Raw genomic sequence first — 18825 nt, 5'->3', positions numbered from 1 at the left:
CGGGCCCGCCTTTGCACCGGGAAACGCTCGGGGTTGTCCCTGATTCGGCCCGGACACCGCCGGTAAGGCTTCCGTAAGCGGCCGGACCGGTGCCCGCCGCGCCCGGCGCCGGGACACTCGACGCATGCCGATGCGTCTGCTGCGTGCGCCGCTGACCTGGATCGCCGTCGCCGTTCTCGTGGTCGGGGCGGCGACCGCGCTGTACTGGTTCCAGCCCTGGAAGCTGGTCACCGACACGGAGGTGCACGAGGAACTGGTGGCGGTGCCGTCCGCGGTGGCCTCCGCAGCGCCGTCCACGGTGCCCTCCGCGCCGTCGCGTCCGGCCACGCCGTCGCCGACGCCCGCCGGCCCGGTGCTGCTCGGCGGCGGCGAGTTCGTCAGCCACGAGCACGACACCCGGGGCGCCGCCCGGATCGTCCGCACCGCCGACGGGCGGCACCGGCTGGAACTGGTCGGGCTGGACACCTCGAACGGTCCGGATCTTCAGGTCTGGCTGACCGACCAGCCGGTTCGGACCGGGCCGTCCGGGTGGCGGGTCTTCGACGACGGGCGGCACGTGGCGCTCGGTCCGCTCAAGGGAAACCGGGGCGACCAGGCGTACGAGATCCCCGCCGGAACCGATCTCACCGGGTTGACCAGCGTCTCCATCTGGTGCGAGCGGTTCGCCGTCTCGTTCGGTGCGGCGGCGCTGACGACCGCCGGCTGAACCCGCCCGGCGACACCCGGTCGACCTGCGGGTGGCCGGGAGGTGGAGTGGCGCTCTCGACCGATCGCCGGTGGGCTGCGAAACTGTGTGCCGGCCGGCGAGTTGGGGGTTCGATGAGCAACGGGTGGATCCTGCCCGAGGATGTGCTGCGGGATGCGCCGTCGTACGCGCCAAGACCCGCTGAGCTGGCCGATCTGGAGTTGTTGCTGACCGGGGCGTACGCGCCGCTGAGCGGTTTCATGACCCGGGCGGACCTGGCCTCGCTGGGCCGGCGTGGCCGGCTCGCCGACGGCACGCCGTGGCCGGTGCCGGTGACGCTCCAGGTGCCGGCGGCGCTCGCCGACGGGCTGGAACTGGCCGACCCGGCGCGTCGGGCGCTGGTGCTCACCGACGGCGAGGGCGCCCCGGTGGCGGCCATGGACGTGATCGACGTCTGGCCGGCCCGCGACGGCACGGTCGGCGTGGGCGGCGCGGTACGCCGGCTCGGCGACGGCGGCCACGGGCCGTTCCAGCGGTTGCGACGCGGCCCGGACGAGGTGCGCGGGCTGCTGCCGCCGGGCCGGGTGCTCGGCGTCTTCGCCGACCGTGCGCTGCACCGCCCGCAGCTGGCCCAGATCGCGCACGCGGCCCGGACGCTCGGCGCGCACCTGCTGGTACTGATCCCGGTGGGCGAGGAGTCCAGCGGTGGCCTGCCGGCCGAGGCGCTGGTGCGCAGCGTGTTCGCGGCCCGCGACCGGATGCCGCCGGCGACGCTGGTGGCGGTGCCGCTGGCGCGGCGCAGCGACGAGATCAGCGACGCGTTGCTGCGGGCGCGGGTCGCCGCCGCGTACGGCGTGACCCATCTGCTCTCCACCGAGGGCATGCTCTCCGGCGCCGGCCTGCGGGTGCTGGTGCCGCGCGAGCTGGCGTACGACAACCGGGACGGGCAGTGGCGCTGGCGGGAGGACATCCCGCCGCGCAACCGCCGGTTGGCGCTCAGCCCGCACGAGATCGACGACCTGCTGGACCGAGGTTTCCCGCTGCCCGAGTGGCACACCCCGCCCGCGGTGGCGCGGGAGCTGGCCCGGGCGCGCCCGCCCCGGCGGCACCGCGGTCTGGTGATCTTCCTGACCGGCCTCTCCGGCTCGGGCAAGTCGACGATCGCCCGGAGTCTCGCCGACGTGCTCCGGGAGCAGGGCGACCGGACGATCACGCTGCTCGACGGCGACGTGGTGCGGCGGGAACTCTCCGCCGGGCTGGGCTTCAGCAAGGCCGACCGGGACCTGAACGTGCGCCGGATCGGCTGGGTGGCGGCCGAGATCGCCCGGCACCGGGGGGTCGGCATCTGCTGCCCGATCGCGCCGTACGCGGCGGCCCGGTCGACCGCCCGGGAGATGGCCCAGGCGGCCGGCGCGGGTTTCCTGCTGGTGCACGTGGCGACGCCGCTGGCGGTCTGTGAGCAGCGCGACCGCAAGGGTCTCTACGCCCGGGCCCGGGCCGGCCTGCTCACCGGCATGACCGGCATCGACGACCCGTACGAGGAGCCCACCGACGCCGACCTGGTGGTGGACACCTCGGACCTGACCGTCGAGGAGGCGGTTCAGCGGGTGCTGGAGCACCTCACCGAGACCGGCTGGGTGGAGCCCCGCATGCAGCCGGCCTGACCGGCACGGATCCGCTGACCGCCGCCGTTCCGTCCCGGGACGGCGGCGGTGTCGCGTCCGCCTCCGCCGACCGGTAGTGTTCGGCTTTGTTGGAACACGTTCGACCGCGTTCGCGGTGGAAGAAAGCTCGGGAGGTGACCGGCGATGCTCGCGCGACAGCGGCAGACCGCCATCCTGGAGCGGGTCCGCGCCGCCGGCGGGGTCCGGGTCACCGAGCTGGCCGCCGAGTTCGGCGTGTCGGACATGACCATCCGGCGGGACCTGGAAACGCTGCACGACCAGGGTCTGCTCGCCAAGGTGCACGGCGGGGCGACGCTGGCCGGGCCCGGCTCGACCGACGAGCCCGGCTTCCGGGCCAAGTCGGTCCGCCAGGCCGCGGAGAAGGCCGCCATCGCCGACCACGCCGCGCGGCTGGTCCGCCCCGGCGCCGCGATCGCGCTCTCCGCCGGCACCACCACCGCCGCGCTGGCCCGCCGGCTGGTGGACGTGCCCGGCCTGACGGTGGTCACCAACTCGCTGCCGGTGGCCGAGATCCTGCACGTCGGTGGCCGGCCGGACCAGACCGTGGTGCTCACCGGCGGGGTCCGCACCCCGTCGGACGCGCTGGTCGGCCCGCTGGCCGTGGCCGCTGTCGCCGCGCTCCACCTGGACCTGCTCTTCCTCGGCGTGCACGGGATCAGTGAGCGGGCCGGGTTCACCACGCCCAACCTGATGGAGGCGGACACGAACCGCGCGCTGGTGGCCGCCGCCGACGGGCTGGTGGTGCTCGCCGACCACACCAAGTGGGGCACGGTCGGCATCTCGTCGATCGTCGGCCTCGACGCGGCGGACGTGCTGGTCACCGACGACCGGTTGACACCCGACGCGCGAGGGGTACTCGAGGACCGGGTGGGTGAGCTGGTGACCGTGCCCGCGACGGAGGGAGCGGAGTGAAGCGTACGCAGATCGAGCTGGCCGACGGCCGGGAGCTGATCTACTTCGACGAGCGGGACGACGCGGTGCGGGACCAGCCGGACCGGCGGGACCTGCCCCCGCCGCCGCCCGCCTCGCAACTGCGGTACGACCCGCTGACCGACGAGTGGGTGGCGGTGGCGGTGCACCGGCAGACCCGCACGTTCCTGCCCCCGGCCGACCAGTGCCCGCTGTGTCCGTCGCGCGGCGACCGGCACAGCGAGATCCCGGCGCCGGACTACGACGTGGTGGTCTTCGAGAACCGGTTCCCGTCGTTGAGCCAGCGGGTCGCCGAGGAGCCGGCCGAGATCACGCCGTTCACCCCGGTGCGCCCCGGGCTCGGCCGGTGCGAGGTGGTCTGCTTCACCGACGACCACAACGCCTCGTTCGCCCGCCTCTCCCCCGGCCGGGTGCGGACCGTGCTGGACGCGCTCGCCGACCGCACCACCGCGCTGAGCGCGCTGCCCGGCGTCGAGCAGGTGTTCCCGTTCGAGAACCGGGGCGAGGAGATCGGGGTGACGTTGAACCACCCGCACGGCCAGATCTACGCGTACCCGTTCGTCACGCCGCGGACCCGGAGCCTGCTGGCCGCCGCCCGACGCCACACCGAGCGCACCGGCGGCAACCTCTACGCCGACGTGCTGGCCGCCGAACGCGTCGCCGGCGACCGGGTGGTGACCAGCAACGAGCACTGGACCGCGTACGTGCCGGCGGCGGCCCGCTGGCCGTTCGAGGTGCATGTGGCCCCGCACCGGCCGGTGCCGGACATCCCGGCGCTCGACGACGCCGAGCGGGACGCCTTCGGCCCGCTCTACCTGGACCTGCTGCGCCGCTTCGACGGGCTGTTCGACCTGCCGATGCCGTACATCGCGGCGTGGCACCAGGCGCCGGTGCGCGTCGACCGGGAGCTGGGGCACCTGCACCTGCAGCTGTTCACCGTCCGCCGGGCGAAGGACAAGCTGAAGTACCTGGCCGGTTCGGAGTCCGGCATGGGCGTCTTCATCAACGACATCGCCCCCGAGCGGGCCGCCGAACTCCTGCGCGCCGCGTGAAAGGCGGGGCCCCTTCTTAACGCCTCCGGTAGAGGCGGGGCCCCTTCTTAACACCGCTGGTCGCCCGCGCCCCGGAAACAGGGCGCGGGGGCCCGGTGACCGGGCCCCCGCTGGGAAGGGACGGGTGGACGGGACTGGCATCGCGTCCACCCGGTGCAACGAGTCCGGCCGGGCCCGGGTGACGCCCCACAGCGGCGGACACCGCACCCGACGGAGCACGGACGCGACGGAGCCCGCCGGTATGCGCCGGCGGGCTCCGTCGTGATCGGCGAGGAGGCTCAGGCCGCGAGCTTGCGGGCCAGGTTCTCGTCGAGCGCGTTCATGAACTCGTCGGTGGTCAGCCACGGGGCGTCCCGCGAGATGAGCAGCGCGAGGTCCTTGGTCATCTGGCCGCCCTCGACGGTCTCCACGATGACCTGCTCCAGCGTGTTGGCGAACTCGGTGACCGCCGGGGTGCCGTCCAGCTTGCCCCGGTGGGCCAGGCCCCGGGTCCAGGCGTAGATCGAGGCGATCGGGTTGGTCGAGGTCTTCTCGCCCTTCTGGTACTGCCGGTAGTGCCGGGTGACAGTGCCGTGGGCGGCCTCGGCCTCGACGGTACGGCCGTCCGGGGAGAGCAGCACCGACGTCATCAGGCCGAGCGAGCCGAAGCCCTGCGCCACGGTGTCGGACTGCACGTCACCGTCGTAGTTCTTGCAGGCCCAGACGTACCCGCCCTCCCACTTGAGCGCGGCGGCGACCATGTCGTCGATCAGCCGGTGCTCGTAGGTCAGGCCGGCGGCGTCGAACTCGGCCTTGAACTCGGCCTCGAACACCTCGGCGAAGATGTCCTTGAACCGGCCGTCGTACGCCTTGAGGATGGTGTTCTTGGTCGACATGTAGACCGGGTAGTTGCGGTCCAGGCCGTACCGGAACGAGGCGCGGGCGAAGTCCCGGATCGACTCGTCGAAGTTGTACATGCCCATGGCGATGCCGCCGCCGGGGAAGTTGGCGACCTCCATCTCCATCGGCGCGCCGCCGTCGGCCGGGGCGTACGTGATGGTGACCTTGCCCGGGCCGGGGACGACGAAGTCGGTGGCCTTGTACTGGTCGCCGTGCGCGTGCCGGCCGATGATGATCGGCTTGGTCCAGCCCGGGACGAGCCGCGGCACGTTCGACATGATGATCGGCTCGCGGAACACCACGCCGCCGAGGATGTTGCGGATGGTGCCGTTCGGCGACCGCCACATCTTCTTCAGGCCGAACTCCTCCACCCGGGCCTCGTCCGGGGTGATGGTGGCGCACTTGACGCCGACGCCGTGCTCCTTGATGGCGTTGGCGGCGTCGACGGTGACCTGGTCGTCGGTCTCGTCGCGGTACTGGATCGACAGGTCGTAGTAGTGCAGGTCGACGTCGAGGTACGGCAGGATCAGCTGCTCCCGGATCTGCTTCCAGATGATCCGGGTCATCTCGTCGCCGTCGATCTCCACGACCGGGTTGTTTACCTTGATCTTCGCCATCGGCCGGCGCTCCTCTCGGGGGACACGTGCTCAAGCAGTACGAGCGTACTGGAAACCGTCGGAGGTGACCCAGCCGGCCTCGCGGTGACATCCTTCCCGCATGCCGCTGACGCACACGCTCGGGTCCATCACGATCACCTCGCTGCTCGACGGAGCGGGCCCCTTCTTCATGCGGCGCGAGGAGGCGTTCCCCGACGCCACCGAGGCGAACTGGCACGAGGCGGACCAGCGGGACCCGGACGCGGTCGGGCCGGACGGCGGCTGGTGGCTGCCGTTCCGCGCGTTCGCGCTGCGTACCGGTGACGGGCCGGTCACCCTGGTCGACGCCGGCATCGGCCCGGCGGACGCGCTGGCGGCGAGCTGGGCGCCGGTGCCCGGCCGGCTGCCGGCCGAGCTGGCCGACGCCGGCATCGACCCGGCGGACGTCCGCACGGTCGTCCTCACCCACCTGCACAGCGACCACGTGGGCTGGGCCGGGTCGTTGTTCCCCAATGCGGACCACCTGGTGCAGCGCGCCGAGCTGGACGCGCTGGAGCTGTTCCACCCGGAACTGCCGGCCCGGCTGCTCGGGCCGTTGCGCGCCGACGGCCGGCTGCGGGTGCTCGACGGCGACACCGACCTCACCCCGGGGGTACGCGTGCTGAGCACGCCCGGCCACACCCCCGGGCACCAGTCCGTGCTGGTGGAGTCCGGCGACGAGCGTCTCCTGGTCACCGGCGACCTCCTGGTGCACGCGATCCAGTTGATCGACCCGGCGCTGTGCTACGTCCACGAGGAGGACCGGGCCGGGGCCGGCCGGACCCGTGAGCGCGTCCTGTCGACCCTCTCCCCGCTGCTCCTGGCCACCCCCCACCTGGGCACCCCCTTCACCCCCCACCCCTGACCGTTGGGTGGGTGGGACGCGCGAGGGGCGGCCGGCGGAAGCCGGCCGCCCCTCGCGGCGGTGGTGCTCAGGTCACATGGAAGCGACGTCGCCCTGCTTGGCGCGGACGGCCTCGGCGGCCTCCTTCAGCGCGGCCAGCTCGTCGGCGTCCAGCTCGGTCTCCACGACCCGCTTCACGCCCTCGGCGCCGATCTCGGCCTCGACGCCCAGGTAGACGCCGGAGATGCCGTACTCGCCGTCGACCCAGGCGCAGACCGGCATCACGTCGCCGGAGTCCTCGGCCACGGCCTTCGCCATCCGGGCCGCGGCGGCGGACGGCGCGTAGTAGGCGGAACCGGTCTTGAGCAGGGCGACCACCTCGGCGCCACCGTTGCGGGTCTTGACGACCAGCTCCTCGATCTGCTCGGCCGGCATGACGTCGCGCAGCGGCTTGCCGTTCACGGTGCTCTTCGACGGCACCGGGACCATGGTGTCGCCGTGCGAGCCGAGCGTCAGGGTCCGGACCGACTTCACCGGTACGCTCAGCGCCTCGGCGACGAAGTTGGTGAACCGGGCGGTGTCGAGCATGCCGGCCTGGCCGAGCACCCGGTTCTTGGGGAACTGGGTGGCGATCTGGGCCAGCGCGGTCATCTCGTCGAGCGGGTTCGACACCACGATGACGACGGCGTTCGGGGCGTACTTGGCGACGTTCTCGGAGACCTGCCGGACGATCTTGGCGTTCGTCTCCAGCAGGTCCATCCGGCTCATGCCCGGCTTGCGGGCCAGGCCGGCGGTGATGACGACGACGTCCGAGCCCTCGATGGCCTCGTAGCCCTCGCCGTTCGGGCCGGTGGTGACGCCGACCAGCTTGGTCTCGAAGCCCTCGACCGGCCGCGACTGGTTGAGGTCGAGGGCGAGGCCCGCCGGCTTGCCCTCCACGATGTCGGTGATCACGACGGTCTCGAAGATGTCGTACTCGGCCAGGCGCTGTGCGGTGGTGGAGCCGTAGAAGCCGGCCCCGACGACAGTGACCTTCTTACCCATGGTCGTCCCACTCCCTGATACCAGTCGGTTTTCCGGACCGTATCAGCCATCCTGGCACCGATCGGGCGAGGGGCGGACGGTTATGACCTGTCTGGGTGGTCAGCGGTCCCGCTCGGCGCGTTCGACCACGTTGGTGAGCAGCATCGCCCGGGTCATCGGGCCGACGCCACCGGGCATCGGCACCATCTTGCCGGCCACCTCGGCCACCTCGGGGTCGATGTCGCCGGTGTAGCGCCCCTTGCCGTCGTCGCCGATCACCCGGGTGATACCGACGTCCACCACCGTCACCCCCGGGGTGATCATGTCGGCGGTGAGCAGCCCCGGCACGCCGGCGGCGACGATCACGATGTCGGCGGCGCGGGTGTGGCCGGCGAGGTCCAGGGTGCCGGTGTGGCAGAGCGTGACGGTGGCGTTCTCGCTGCGCCGGGTGAGCAGCAGGCCGAGCGGGCGGCCGACCGTATTGCCGCGACCGACCACCGCGACGTTCGCGCCGCGCAGCGGCACGTCGTGCCGGCGCAGCAGCTCGACGATGCCGCGCGGGGTGCAGGGCAGCGGGGCGTCGTAGCCGAGCACGAGCCGGCCCAGGTTGACCGGGTGCAGGCCGTCGGCGTCCTTGTCCGGGTCGATCGACTCCAGCGCCCGCTGCGTGTCCAGGTGCGCCGGGAGCGGAAGCTGGACGATGTAGCCGTGGCAGGCCGGGTCCGCGTTCAGCTCGGCCAGTGCCGCGTCGAGCTGTTCCTGGGTGGCGTCGGCCGGCAGCGTGACGCGCAGTGAGGCGATGCCGACCTCGGCGCAGTCGCGGTGCTTGCCGTTGACGTACGCCTGGGAGCCGGGATCCTCACCGACCAGGACCGTGCCGAGCCCGGGGGTGATGCCGCGCTCGGCGAGCGCCTTCACCCGCGCTCGCAGCTCGTCCTTGATCTCCGCCGCGGTGGCCTTGCCGTCCAGGATCGTCGCCGTCACGTCGTGATCGTCTCACGTTCCCCGGCGAGCCGGACGACGACGGGCACTGATCACGCTCCGCAACGTGGTTTCCATCACTGAGAGTGACCACCAAGGCGACGAAACGGGACTCGGCGGCACGTTCCGTTACCAGGTCGCAACGGATCCGTTGTCGATCCGCCGGAGCGCGACCTACCGTTACGGCTCGTTGCGCAGCGTCACCCAGCGTCGGGCCGACCGCGCAGCGTGAGCAGATGAGGAGACTCCATGCGTGTTCGTAGGCTCGCGGCCTGGGCCGCTCTGCCGCTCGCGGTGACCCTGGGCCTGACGGCCTGCGGCTCCGGCGGTGGCAGCGGCGGCGCAAGCGACCCCGACGCGGCCGTGCGGATCGAGATCGCCGAGCCGCAGCACCTGGTGCCGACCAACACCAACGAGACGAGTGGCTCGCAGGTGCTGTCGGCGCTGTTCAGCCCGCTCGTCGACTACGACGAGGCGAACAAGCCGCACGAGGTGGCGGCCGAGTCGGTGACGTCGTCTGACAACAAGGTCTGGACGATCAAGCTGAAGCCCGGCTACACGTTCCACAACGGCGAGCAGGTCACCGCCGACAACTACCTCGACGCCTGGAACTACGGCGCGTATGCGCCGAACGGCCAGAACTCCAGCTACTTCTTCGAGAAGATCGCCGGCTACCAGGACCTCCAGGGCGAGAAGCCGAAGGCGGAGACGCTCAGCGGCCTGACGAAGGTCGACGACCTGACGTTCACCGTGACGCTCACCGAGCCGTACGTGGACTTCAAGACCATGCTCGGCTACACCGCGTTCTACCCGCTGCCGAAGGCGGCGTTCTCCGCGCCGGGCGTGCTGGCCGAGGGGTACGAGCAGGCGCCGATCGGTCAGGGCCCGTTCAAGATGAAGGGCTCCTGGCAGCACGACGCCAAGGTCGAGGTGGAGCGCTACGACGCGTTCCCGGGCCAGCAGCCCAAGGTCGGCGGCGTCGAGTTCCGGATCTACCAGCAGCCGACCGCCGCGTACGCGGACGTGCTGTCGGACAACCTCGACGTGATCAAGACGATCCCGACCGAGAACCTGTCGACCGCCGCCACCGACCTCGGCGACCGGTTCCAGCAGAGCCCGGCCTCGTCGCTCCAGGTGCTGGCGTTCCCGACGTTCCAGAAGGAGTTCAGCAAGCCCGAGGTGCGGAAGGCCATCTCGATGGCGATCGACCGGGACGAGATCACCAAGTCGATCTTCAAGGACTCGCAGCAGCCGGCGCGCTCGTTCGTCTCGCCGGTGGTCGCCGGCTACCGGGAGAACACCATCGGCACCGCCGGCGCGTTCGACCCGGCCAAGGCCAAAGCGATGTACGAGGCCGCGGGCGGCCCGAAGAAGATCGAGCTGTCCTACAACGGCGACGGCGGCCACAAGGACTGGATCGACGCCACCTGCAACCAGCTCAAGGCCAACCTGGGCGTGGAGTGCGTGGGCAACGCCGAGCCGAAGTTCGCCGACCTGCTGACCAAGCTCAAGCAGAAGCAGTCGGTGGGCCTGTTCCGGATGGGCTGGGTGATGGACTACCCGTCCATGGAGAACTACCTCGGCCCGCTGTACAGCACCAACGGCTCGTCGAACTACTACGGCTACTCGAACCCGGAGTTCGACAAGCTCCTCGCCGAGGGCGCCCGCGCGGCGAGCGCCGACGAGGCGGTCAAGAAGTACCAGGCGGCGGAGGACCTGCTCGCGCAGGACCTGCCGGTGATCCCGCTGCGGTACGGGCAGAACAACTTCGGCCACTCCACCAAGGTCAAGAACGTCCACGTGGACCTCTTCGACCGGGTTGACCTGCTGAAGATCGAACGCGCCTGACCCACCCCCGACCAGGGCCGGGCCACCCCCACCGGGTGGCCCGGTCTTGGCATTGGCCCGCATTTGCCCTATCTTCGGCAGACTCGCAGGCATGTTCCGGTTCATCCTGCGGCGACTGCTCCAGATGGTCCTCGCGTTCTTCGGGACCACGCTGATCGTCTACGCGTTGATGTTCGCCGGGCAGGGCGACCCGATCCAGGCGCTCGCCGGGGAACGGCCGGTCACCGCCGCCCAACGCGCCTATCTGACCGAGAAGTACCACCTGGACGCGACCGGGGTCGGCGGCTTCTTCTACCGCTACCTGAACTATCTCGGCGGCCTGCTCCGCGGCGACCTCGGCCAGTCGCTCACCGGCCGGCAGATCGGCGACATCCTGGCCGCCGCCTGGCCGGTCACCGTGAAACTGGCGCTGATCGCGCTGGCCGTGACCGTGCTCTTCGGGGTCACCGCCGGCGTCCTCGCGGCCATCCGCCGCTCCGGCGTCTTCGACCACGCCACGCTGGTGCTCACGCTGCTGGTGCTCGGCATCCCCACCATCGTGCTGGCCCCGCTGGCGCAGTACTTCCTCGGCGTACGCTGGCCGATCTTCCCGCCCACCGCCGGCGCCCAGCCCTCGTTCCGGGCGCTGCTGCTGCCCGGCATCGTGCTCGGCTCGCTGTCGCTGGCCACCGCGCTGCGGCTGACCCGCACCTCGGTGACCGAGAACCTGCGCGCCGACTACGTTCGCACCGCCCGGTCGAAGGGCCTGGTACGCCGCCGGATCGTCGGCGTGCACGTGCTGCGCAACTCGCTCATCCCGGTGGTCACGTTCCTCGGCGTCGAGCTGGGCAACCTGATGAGCGGCGCGATCATCACCGAGGGCGTGTTCAACATCCCCGGCGTCGGCTTCAACCTGTTCCGCGGCATCCGCACCGAGGACGGCCCGCTGGTGGTGGGCATCGTCAGCGTGCTCGTCGTGGTCTACCTGCTGTCCAACCTGGTGGTGGACGTGCTCTACGCCGTACTCGACCCGAGGATCAGATATGAGTGACTTCGAGACGGTGGCGGCGACGGAGGACCAGTCGGCGCGGCGCGGCGTCTCCGGCGAACCCGGCACCCCGGACCGGGCCGGCCGGCCCGGCCGGTCCCGCAGCCTGGCCGGCGACGCCTGGCGGGACCTGCGCCGCAACCCGGTGTTCTGGCTCAGCCTGCTGCTGGTCCTGCTGGTCGCCGCGATGGCCGTCGCCCCCGGGCTGTTCACCGCCAACGACCCGCGCGACTGCGTGCTCTCCCGGCAGCACGCCGGACCGTCCGGCGGGGCCATCTTCGGGTACGACTTCCAGGGCTGCGACACGTTCGCCCGGGCGGTCTACGGCGCCCGGGCCTCGCTGCTGGTGGGCGCGTTCTCCGCGGTGATCACCGGCGTGATCGCGCTGGTCGTCGGCATGCTCGCCGGCTTCTTCGGCGGCTGGGTCGACGCGGTGCTCTCCCGGGTGATCGACATCGTGCTCGGCATCCCGCTGCTGCTGGCCGCGATCGTGCTGCTCAAGCGCGTGAGCACCAGCGGCGAGACGGTACGCCTGTTCGCCGTCATCCTGGTGCTGGCGCTGCTCGGCTGGACCACCGCGGCCCGCGTGGTGCGCTCCTCGGTGATCACCGCCCGCGAGCAGGACTACGTGGCCGCGGCCCGGATGCTCGGCGCCGGCGACGGCCGGATCATGTGGCGGCACATCCTGCCGAACGCGCTCGCGCCGGCCATCGTGGTGCTCACCATCGCGCTCGGCTCGTTCATCGCGGCCGAGGCGACGCTGAGCTTCCTCGGCATCGGGCTGAAGGCGCCGACCATCTCCTGGGGCATCGACATCGACGCCGGCCGGGTGCACATGCGCGAGTCGGCCACGCCGCTGATCGTGCCGTCGGTCTTCCTCGCGTTGACAGTGCTCGCGTTCATCATGCTCGGCGACGCGGTCCGCGACGCCTTCGACCCGAAGCTGCGGTGAGTGCCCCATGACCGAGTCCGCGGTCCGGCCAACGCCGGCCTCCCCCACGCCGCCCGAGGGGCACCTGCTGGAGGTACGGGACCTGCACGTCGAGTTCCGCACCCGGGAGGGCGTGGCCCGGGTGATCAACGGGGTGACGTACCACCTGGACGCCGGCGAGACGCTCGCCGTGCTCGGCGAGTCGGGCTCCGGCAAGTCGGTCACCGCCCAGGCGATCATGGGCATCCTGGACACCCCGCCCGCGTACGTGCGGAGCGGTGAGATCCGCTACCGGGGGCGGGACCTGCTCACCCGGTCGGAGGAGGAACGCCGGCAGGTCCGGGGCACGGAGATCGCGATGATCTTCCAGGACGCGCTGTCGGCGTTGAACCCGGTCTTCCCGGTCGGCTGGCAGATCGGCGAGTCGCTGCGGCAGCGGGCCGGACTGTCCCGCGCCGACGCGCGCCGGCGCACGGTCGAGCTGATGGACCTGGTCCGGATCCCGGCCGCGGCGACGCGCCTCGGCGACTACCCGCACCAGTTCTCCGGCGGGATGCGGCAACGCGTCATGATCGCCATGGCGCTGGCGCTGGACCCGAAGGTGCTGATCGCCGACGAGCCCACCACCGCGCTCGACGTCACCGTGCAGGCGCAGATCATGGACCTCCTGGCCGACCTGCGCCGGGACCTCGGCATGGCGCTCATCCTGATCACCCACGACCTCGGCGTGGTCGCCGGCGTGGCGGACCGGATCGCGGTCATGTACGCCGGCCGGATCGTCGAGCACGCCGACGTCCGTTCGCTGTACCGGGCGCCGGCTCACCCGTACACCAAGGGGTTGTTGGAGTCGATCCCCCGGCTCGACGTGCGCGGGCAGGCGCTGTCGACCATTCCGGGGCTGCCGCCGAACCTGATGCGGATCCCGCCCGGCTGCCCGTTCCATCCCCGCTGCCTGTACGCGCAGCAGGTCTGTGTCGACGAGGTGCCGCACGATCTGGTGCTCGGCGACGGCCGGACCAGCGCGTGCCACTTCGCGCAGGAGGTCCACGATGACCGCGCCCGCTAGCCCGGCCAAGGTTCGCGGCGAGACCGTCCTCGCCGTCGACGAGCTGGTCAAACACTTCCCGATCACCCAGGGGGTGCTGTTCAAACGGCAGATCGGCGCGGTGCGGGCGGTCGACGGGGTGAGCTTCGAGCTGCGCCGGGGCGAGACGCTCGGCGTGGTCGGCGAGTCCGGCTGCGGCAAGTCCACGCTGGCCCGGCTGCTGATGCGGCTGGAGACGCCGACCGCCGGCCGAGCCACGCTGGAGGGGCGGGACCTGTTCCGGGCGTCCGGCGGGGAGCTGCGGCGGCTGCGGCGGAACATGCAGATGGTGATGCAGGACCCGTACACCTCGTTGAACCCGCGGATGACGGTCGGCGACATCGTCGGCGAGCCGTTCGCGATCCACCCGGACGCCGCGCCGAAGGGCAGCCGGCGGCAGCGGGTGCAGGAGCTGCTGGACGTGGTCGGGCTCAACCCGGAGCACGTGAACCGCTACCCGCACCAGTTCTCCGGCGGCCAGCGGCAGCGCATCGGCATCGCCCGCGCGCTCGCGCTGCGCCCGGAGATCATCGTCTGCGACGAGCCGGTGTCGGCGCTTGACGTCTCCATCCAGGCCCAGGTGATCAACCTGTTGGCGCAGCTCCAGGACGAGTTCGGGCTGTCGTACATCTTCATCGCGCACGACCTGTCAGTGGTCCGGCACATCTGCGACCGGGTGGCGGTGATGTACCTGGGCCGGATCGTGGAGATCGGCACCGAGGAACAGATCTACCGGCGCGCCACCCACCCGTACACCCAGGCGTTGCTCTCGGCGGTGCCGGTGCCCGACCCGGCGGCCCGCGACCGCCGGACGATCATCCGGCTCAGCGGCGACGTGCCCAGCCCGGCCGACCCGCCGTCGGGCTGCCGGTTCCGCACCCGGTGCTGGAAGGCGGAGGAGGTCTGCGCCGTCCAGGACCCGCAGACCGTGCCCCGCGCCGCGGACCCGCACCCCAGCGCCTGCCACTTCGCCGAGGTGCGCCCGGACGTCTGAGGCCCCGTCCCCCGGAGGAAGGAGGGGCGGGGCCGCAGCGGGACGTGGACGGGGTGCGTGAGGGGCGCCCCCGTGGGCGACGGCAGCGCGCGGTGGAACCGCCGGGTCGACACGGCAGGCTCCGGCGCGGCAGGCTCCGGCGCGACTCAGGCGGTGGGCGGTGCCCGCGCGGCCAGCGCGCCACGCGGCGGCAGCGGCCGGGCCGGTGACCGGTGTCCCGGCGCGAGCCGCGCCGACATGACCGGGCCGGCGACGCGCGGGGGCGCGGTCGGGAGCGGTTCGTCCGGCCCGTCGCCGTAGGCGAGGCCGCCGCGCCGGTCACCCCACCACCCGCCGGACAGCTCCGCGCACCGCTGTTGCGGGTACGCGCCGTGCGACGCGACCGGCCCGGCCCGGCACCCCGAGGCGGGTACGACGGCAGCCGGCCCGACTGAGTTCCGGTCGACGGCGGACGGGTCGAGGGTGTGCACGCCGACTGCGGACGGGCCGACTGCGGGCGGGGCGGCGGCGGGCAGGGCGGCGGCGGGCGGGCCGGCGGCGGAGCCGAGCGCGGCCAGGACGAACGCCAGCGTGACGACGACGGCGGTCAACCGGTCGCGCACGCGCATGGCACACCTGCCGGGGCTCACGGACAGTGGAGACGGTCGATCGATCGTCGCCGGCACACGCTAGCAACCGCCCCCGACGGCCGGCAACGGCGCACGGCCGGGCGCGCGGACAACGGGCCACCCGGGTCCGGCGTGTTCCGCCACCGGCTTCCGGCGTGTCGGGTCAGCGGCATCAATGGCGTGTGAAGCGGTATACCTCAGGGGCATAAATATGCCTCTGAGGTATACCGCGCACATCTGATTATCCCTCCGGCCGAGGCTACGCACGGTAACCGGCGGCGGGTAAAGCCCGTGCGAACAGACCTAGTGGAAGAAGTGGCGGGTGCCGGTGAGGTACATCGTCACGCCGGCCGCCTTGCAGGCCGCGATGGTCTCCTCGTCACGGATCGAGCCTCCGGGCTGCACGATCGCCCGGATGCCGGCGTCGATCAGGATCTGCGGGCCGTCGGCGAACGGGAAGAAGGCGTCCGAGGCGCAGACCGAGCCACGGGCCCGCTCGTCGCCGGCCCGGCTGACCGCCAGCCGCGCCGAGTCGACGCGGTTGACCTGGCCCATCCCGACGCCGACGGTGGCGCCGTCGCGGGCCAGCAGGATCGCGTTGCTCTTCACCGCGCGCACCGCCCGCCAGGCGAACGCGAGATCGCGCAGCATCGCCTCGTCGGCCGGATCACCGGTGGCCAGCGTCCAGCCGGACGGGTCGTCGCCGGGCGCGTCGACCGCGTCCCGCGCCTGCACCAGCACGCCGCCGCTGACCTGCCGCCACTCCGTCGGCCGCGGGGCGAACGCGGGCGCCCGCAGCAGCCGGAGGTTCTTCTTGGCCCGCAGCAACTCCAGCGCGCCCTCGTCGAAGCCGGGCGCCACCAGCACCTCGGTGAAGATCTCCGCGACCTGCCCGGCCAGCTCCACGCTGACCGGCCGGTTGACCGCGATCACACCGCCGAACGCGGAGACCGGGTCACAGGCGTGCGCCTTGCGGTGCGCCTCGGCCACGTCCGCGCCGACCGCGATGCCGCACGGATTGGCGTGCTTGATGATCGCCACCGCCGGCTGGTCCGCGAAGTCGTGCGCGGCCCGCCACGCGGCGTCCGCGTCGACGTAGTTGTTGTAGGACATCTCCTTGCCGTGCAGCTGCTCGGCCTGGGCCAGGCCCGCCGGGGCGCCCGGGTCGGTGTAGAGCGCCGCCGCCTGGTGCGGGTTCTCGCCGTAGCGCAGCACCGCCTGCCGGCGCAGCGCGAGCCCGGCGAACTCCGGGAAGCCGTCCTCGGCCGGGGCCACCGTGGTGGCGAACCAGTCGGCCACCGCCACGTCGTAGTCGGCGATGTCGGCGAACGCCCGGGCCGCCAGCGCGCGCCGCCGGGCCAGGGTGAACCCGCCGTCGGCGAGCGCGGCCACCACCGCCGGGTACGCGGCCGGGTCGGTCACCACCGCGACCGAGGCGTGGTTCTTCGCGGCGGCCCGCACCATCGCCGGACCGCCGATGTCGATCTGCTCCACGCACTCGTCGGCGTCGGCGCCGGAGGCGACCGTGGCCTGGAACGGGTAGAGGTTGGAGACCAGCAGGTCGATACCGGCGATGCCGTGCTCGTCGAGCTGGGTGGCGTGCGAGTCCCTGCGCAGGTCGGCGAGGAGGCCGCCGTGGATCTTCGGGTGCAGCGTCTTCACCCGGCCGTCGAGGATCTCCGGGAAGCCGGTGACCTGCTCGACCGGGGTGACCGGGACCCCGGCGCCGGAGATCGTCGACGCGGTGCTGCCGGTCGACACGATCTCCACGCCGGCCTCGTGCAGGGCGCGGGCCAGCTCGACCAGGCCGGTCTTGTCGTAGACGCTGACCAACGCGCGCCGGATCGGGCGACGGGCGTCGTCATGGGTGCTCACGGAACGGTGACCTTTCTGCCGGTGATCGTCCAACCTTCACGGACCAGGCGGCCGACCTGCTCGACGAGCTGGCGCCGCTCGGCGGACTTGATGCGCTCGGTGAGCGTCTCCTCGTCGTCGTCGTCGAGCACCGGTACGGCGACCTGGGCGACGATCGGGCCGGTGTCCATCCCGGCGTCGACGAAGAACAGCGTGGCCCCGGTGACCTTCACGCCGTACTCCAGCGCGTCGCGGGGGCCGTGGATGCCGGGGAACGCCGGCAACAACGTGTTGTGCGTGTTCAGGTAGCGGTCCCCGAACGCGGTGAGGAACTCCGGGCCGACCAGCTTGAGGAACCCGGCGCTGATCACCAGGTCGGGCCGGTGCTCGGCGACCCGGGCGGTGAGCGCCTTGTCCCAGTCGGCCCGGGTGGGGTGGTCCTTGACCCGCTCGACGAAGGACGGCACACCGGCTGCGGCGGCCCGGTCCAGGCCGGCTATCCCGTCCCGGTCGGCGCCCACGGCCACCACCCGGGCCCCGTAGCCGGGGTCGGTGGCGGCGTCCAGCAACGCCTGGAGGTTGCTGCCGGAGCCGGAGACGAGGACGACGAGGCGGGCGACGGACGCGGGCTCGGTCACGCGGCCACCCTATCGGGCAGGTCGGGCGGTCCGGCTGTCGGGCGGCGGCCTGTCGGATGATCTCCGGAGGTAGGGGGCTCGCGGTACGCTGCCGGTCGCCCGGTGTCCGGCGTACGCCCGACCCGCACCCCCGAACGAGTAACCGGCACACGCCGTGCCGCCGGCCCGAGGAGCCACCCCATGCAGCCCGGATACCCCCAGCAGCAGCCGTCGCAGATCGACAACAACATGACGATGTCCATCGTCGCGATCTTCCTGTTCTGGCCGCTCGCGATCCCGGCGATCATCAACGCCTCCAAGGTCAACCCGCTGATCCAGCAGGGCGACTACGCCGGTGCGCAGGCCGCCGCCGCCGAGTCCAGGAAGTGGTCCAAGTGGGCCCTGATCGTCGGCCTGGTCTGGATCGGCATCATTGTGGTGTGTTGCCTGTTCGGTGGCCTGGCGGGTCTCGTCGGCGGCAGCACCGGCACGAACTGACCGACAGCCGACCAACTGAGGAGTTTCCCGACATGCAGCCCGGATACCCCGGACAGGACCCGTACGGCCAGCAGCCGAACCAGGACCCGACCGCCCAGCCGCAGGACCCGTACGGTCAGCCGCCGCAGCCCCCGCAGTACGGCCAGCAGCCGCAGTACGGCCAGCAGCCGGACTACGGGCAGCAGCCGCAGTACGGGCAGCAGCCGGACTACGGCCAGCCGACCTCGGGTCAGCCCTACGGCCAGCCCACCTCCGGCCAGCCCTACGGCCAGGACCCGTACGCGCAGCAGCCGTACGGCGCCGCGCCGCAGTACCCGGCCGCCGGCTACCCGGCCGGCCCCGGCCAGGGTCAGGGCCAGAACAACACCATGGGCCTGATCGGCATGATCGTCGGCATCGCCTCGATCGTGCTCGGCCTCTGCTGCCCGCTGCTCGGCGTTCCCGCCGGCATCGCCGGCGTGGTGCTCGGCGTGCTGGGCCAGAAGAAGGTCCAGGCCGGCGAGGCCAGCAACCCGGGCCAGGCCAAGGTCGCCCTGATCTGCGGTGGCATCGGAGTGGTCCTCGGGATCATCAGCGCCATCGCCGGCGCCGCGATCAACATGAACAACTTCGGTTCCTGACCGGCTCCGACGAAGGGGCGTCCGGCGGCA

At 72.2% G+C, this 18825-nt stretch carries 19 protein-coding genes; 13 read left to right on the top strand and 6 right to left on the bottom strand.

The features are described 5' to 3' along the window. The first annotated feature begins 124 nt into the window (after window positions 1-124). From C8054_RS20345 to galT, 4 genes are all read left to right on the top strand, one after another. Complete coding sequence (locus C8054_RS20345) at window positions 125-706, top strand: DM13 domain-containing protein (RefSeq protein ID WP_107158985.1); 582 nt, start codon at window positions 125-127, stop codon at window positions 704-706. A gap of 113 nt (window positions 707-819) precedes the next feature. Next, window positions 820-2349 carry an adenylyl-sulfate kinase gene (cysC, locus tag C8054_RS20340; RefSeq protein WP_107158983.1) on the top strand — a complete coding sequence of 510 codons (1530 nt, stop codon included), beginning with the start codon at window positions 820-822 and terminating at the stop codon, window positions 2347-2349. 144 nt (window positions 2350-2493) lie between these two features. Beyond that, window positions 2494-3282: a DeoR/GlpR family DNA-binding transcription regulator gene (locus tag C8054_RS20335; RefSeq protein ID WP_107158981.1), complete on the top strand. Its 789-nt coding sequence runs from the start codon at window positions 2494-2496 to the stop codon at window positions 3280-3282. Then, the gene (gene galT, locus C8054_RS20330; RefSeq protein WP_107158979.1) at window positions 3279-4352 is read left to right on the top strand and encodes a galactose-1-phosphate uridylyltransferase; all 1074 of its coding nucleotides are present in this window, start codon (window positions 3279-3281) and stop codon (window positions 4350-4352) included. The genes C8054_RS20335 and galT overlap by 4 nt, the downstream gene beginning before the upstream one ends. A 278-nt stretch (window positions 4353-4630) precedes the next feature. On the opposite strand, the gene C8054_RS20325 is transcribed toward galT, so the two are convergent. Beyond that, window positions 4631-5848: an NADP-dependent isocitrate dehydrogenase gene (locus tag C8054_RS20325; RefSeq protein ID WP_107158977.1), complete on the bottom strand. Its 1218-nt coding sequence runs from the start codon at window positions 5846-5848 to the stop codon at window positions 4631-4633. Between the two features lie 100 nt (window positions 5849-5948). Here C8054_RS20325 and C8054_RS20320 point away from each other — a divergent pair, with 100 nt between their 5' ends. Further along, on the top strand, window positions 5949-6731 hold the full coding sequence (locus tag C8054_RS20320; protein ID WP_107158975.1) for an MBL fold metallo-hydrolase: 783 nt from the start codon (window positions 5949-5951) through the stop codon (window positions 6729-6731). A gap of 72 nt (window positions 6732-6803) precedes the next feature. Here the strand turns inward: C8054_RS20320 and mdh are convergent, their stop codons facing one another. Together mdh and C8054_RS20310 are read right to left on the bottom strand one after the other, a co-directional pair. After that, window positions 6804-7754: a malate dehydrogenase gene (mdh, locus tag C8054_RS20315; RefSeq protein ID WP_107158973.1), complete on the bottom strand. Its 951-nt coding sequence runs from the start codon at window positions 7752-7754 to the stop codon at window positions 6804-6806. A gap of 99 nt (window positions 7755-7853) precedes the next feature. Then, entirely contained in the window at window positions 7854-8717 is an 864-nt protein-coding gene (locus tag C8054_RS20310; protein ID WP_107158971.1) for a bifunctional methylenetetrahydrofolate dehydrogenase/methenyltetrahydrofolate cyclohydrolase, read from the bottom strand. A 64-nt stretch (window positions 8718-8781) separates the two neighbouring features. On the opposite strand from C8054_RS20310, the gene C8054_RS32075 reads away from it, so the two are divergent. From C8054_RS32075 to C8054_RS20285, 6 genes are all read left to right on the top strand, one after another. Then, window positions 8782-8946, top strand: a complete 165-nt coding sequence (locus C8054_RS32075) for a hypothetical protein (protein ID WP_158273876.1) — start codon at window positions 8782-8784, stop codon at window positions 8944-8946. Between the two features lie 17 nt (window positions 8947-8963). Beyond that, on the top strand, window positions 8964-10562 hold the full coding sequence (locus C8054_RS20305; protein WP_107158969.1) for an ABC transporter substrate-binding protein: 1599 nt from the start codon (window positions 8964-8966) through the stop codon (window positions 10560-10562). 91 nt (window positions 10563-10653) lie between these two features. After that, complete coding sequence (locus C8054_RS20300) at window positions 10654-11592, top strand: ABC transporter permease (RefSeq protein WP_107158967.1); 939 nt, start codon at window positions 10654-10656, stop codon at window positions 11590-11592. Continuing rightward, on the top strand, window positions 11585-12541 hold the full coding sequence (locus tag C8054_RS20295) for an ABC transporter permease (protein WP_107158965.1): 957 nt from the start codon (window positions 11585-11587) through the stop codon (window positions 12539-12541). Before C8054_RS20300 ends, C8054_RS20295 begins: the two co-directional genes overlap by 8 nt. 7 nt (window positions 12542-12548) lie before the next feature. Beyond that, the gene (locus tag C8054_RS20290; RefSeq protein ID WP_107158957.1) at window positions 12549-13586 is read left to right on the top strand and encodes an ABC transporter ATP-binding protein; all 1038 of its coding nucleotides are present in this window, start codon (window positions 12549-12551) and stop codon (window positions 13584-13586) included. Next, window positions 13570-14598, top strand: a complete 1029-nt coding sequence (locus C8054_RS20285) for an ABC transporter ATP-binding protein (protein WP_107158947.1) — start codon at window positions 13570-13572, stop codon at window positions 14596-14598. Before C8054_RS20290 ends, C8054_RS20285 begins: the two co-directional genes overlap by 17 nt. 146 nt (window positions 14599-14744) lie before the next feature. Here the strand turns inward: C8054_RS20285 and C8054_RS20280 are convergent, their stop codons facing one another. The 3 genes from C8054_RS20280 to purN form a co-directional block, all read right to left on the bottom strand. Then, entirely contained in the window at window positions 14745-15206 is a 462-nt protein-coding gene (locus C8054_RS20280; protein WP_107158944.1) for a hypothetical protein, read from the bottom strand. A gap of 303 nt (window positions 15207-15509) precedes the next feature. Further along, window positions 15510-17081 (bottom strand): bifunctional phosphoribosylaminoimidazolecarboxamide formyltransferase/IMP cyclohydrolase, encoded by a 1572-nt coding sequence (gene purH, locus C8054_RS20275; protein WP_107158942.1) that lies wholly within the window; start codon window positions 17079-17081, stop codon window positions 15510-15512. Then, a complete protein-coding gene (gene purN / locus C8054_RS20270; RefSeq protein ID WP_107158940.1) occupies window positions 17078-17698 on the bottom strand; it encodes a phosphoribosylglycinamide formyltransferase in 621 nt (206 codons plus the stop codon). Before purN ends, purH begins: the two co-directional genes overlap by 4 nt. 180 nt (window positions 17699-17878) lie before the next feature. On the opposite strand from purN, the gene C8054_RS20265 reads away from it, so the two are divergent. Then, complete coding sequence (locus C8054_RS20265; RefSeq protein WP_107158938.1) at window positions 17879-18175, top strand: CD225/dispanin family protein; 297 nt, start codon at window positions 17879-17881, stop codon at window positions 18173-18175. Window positions 18176-18207: 32 nt separating this feature from the next. Then, entirely contained in the window at window positions 18208-18795 is a 588-nt protein-coding gene (locus C8054_RS20260) for a DUF4190 domain-containing protein (protein ID WP_107158935.1), read from the top strand. Window positions 18796-18825: the final 30 nt, after the last annotated feature.

Origin of the sequence: Micromonospora sp. RP3T (assembly GCF_003027925.1) — a bacterium.
GTDB lineage: Bacteria > Actinomycetota > Actinomycetes > Mycobacteriales > Micromonosporaceae > Micromonospora.
Note: the sequence above shows the minus strand (reverse complement) of the source record. Positions and strands in the feature narration are given on the sequence as shown.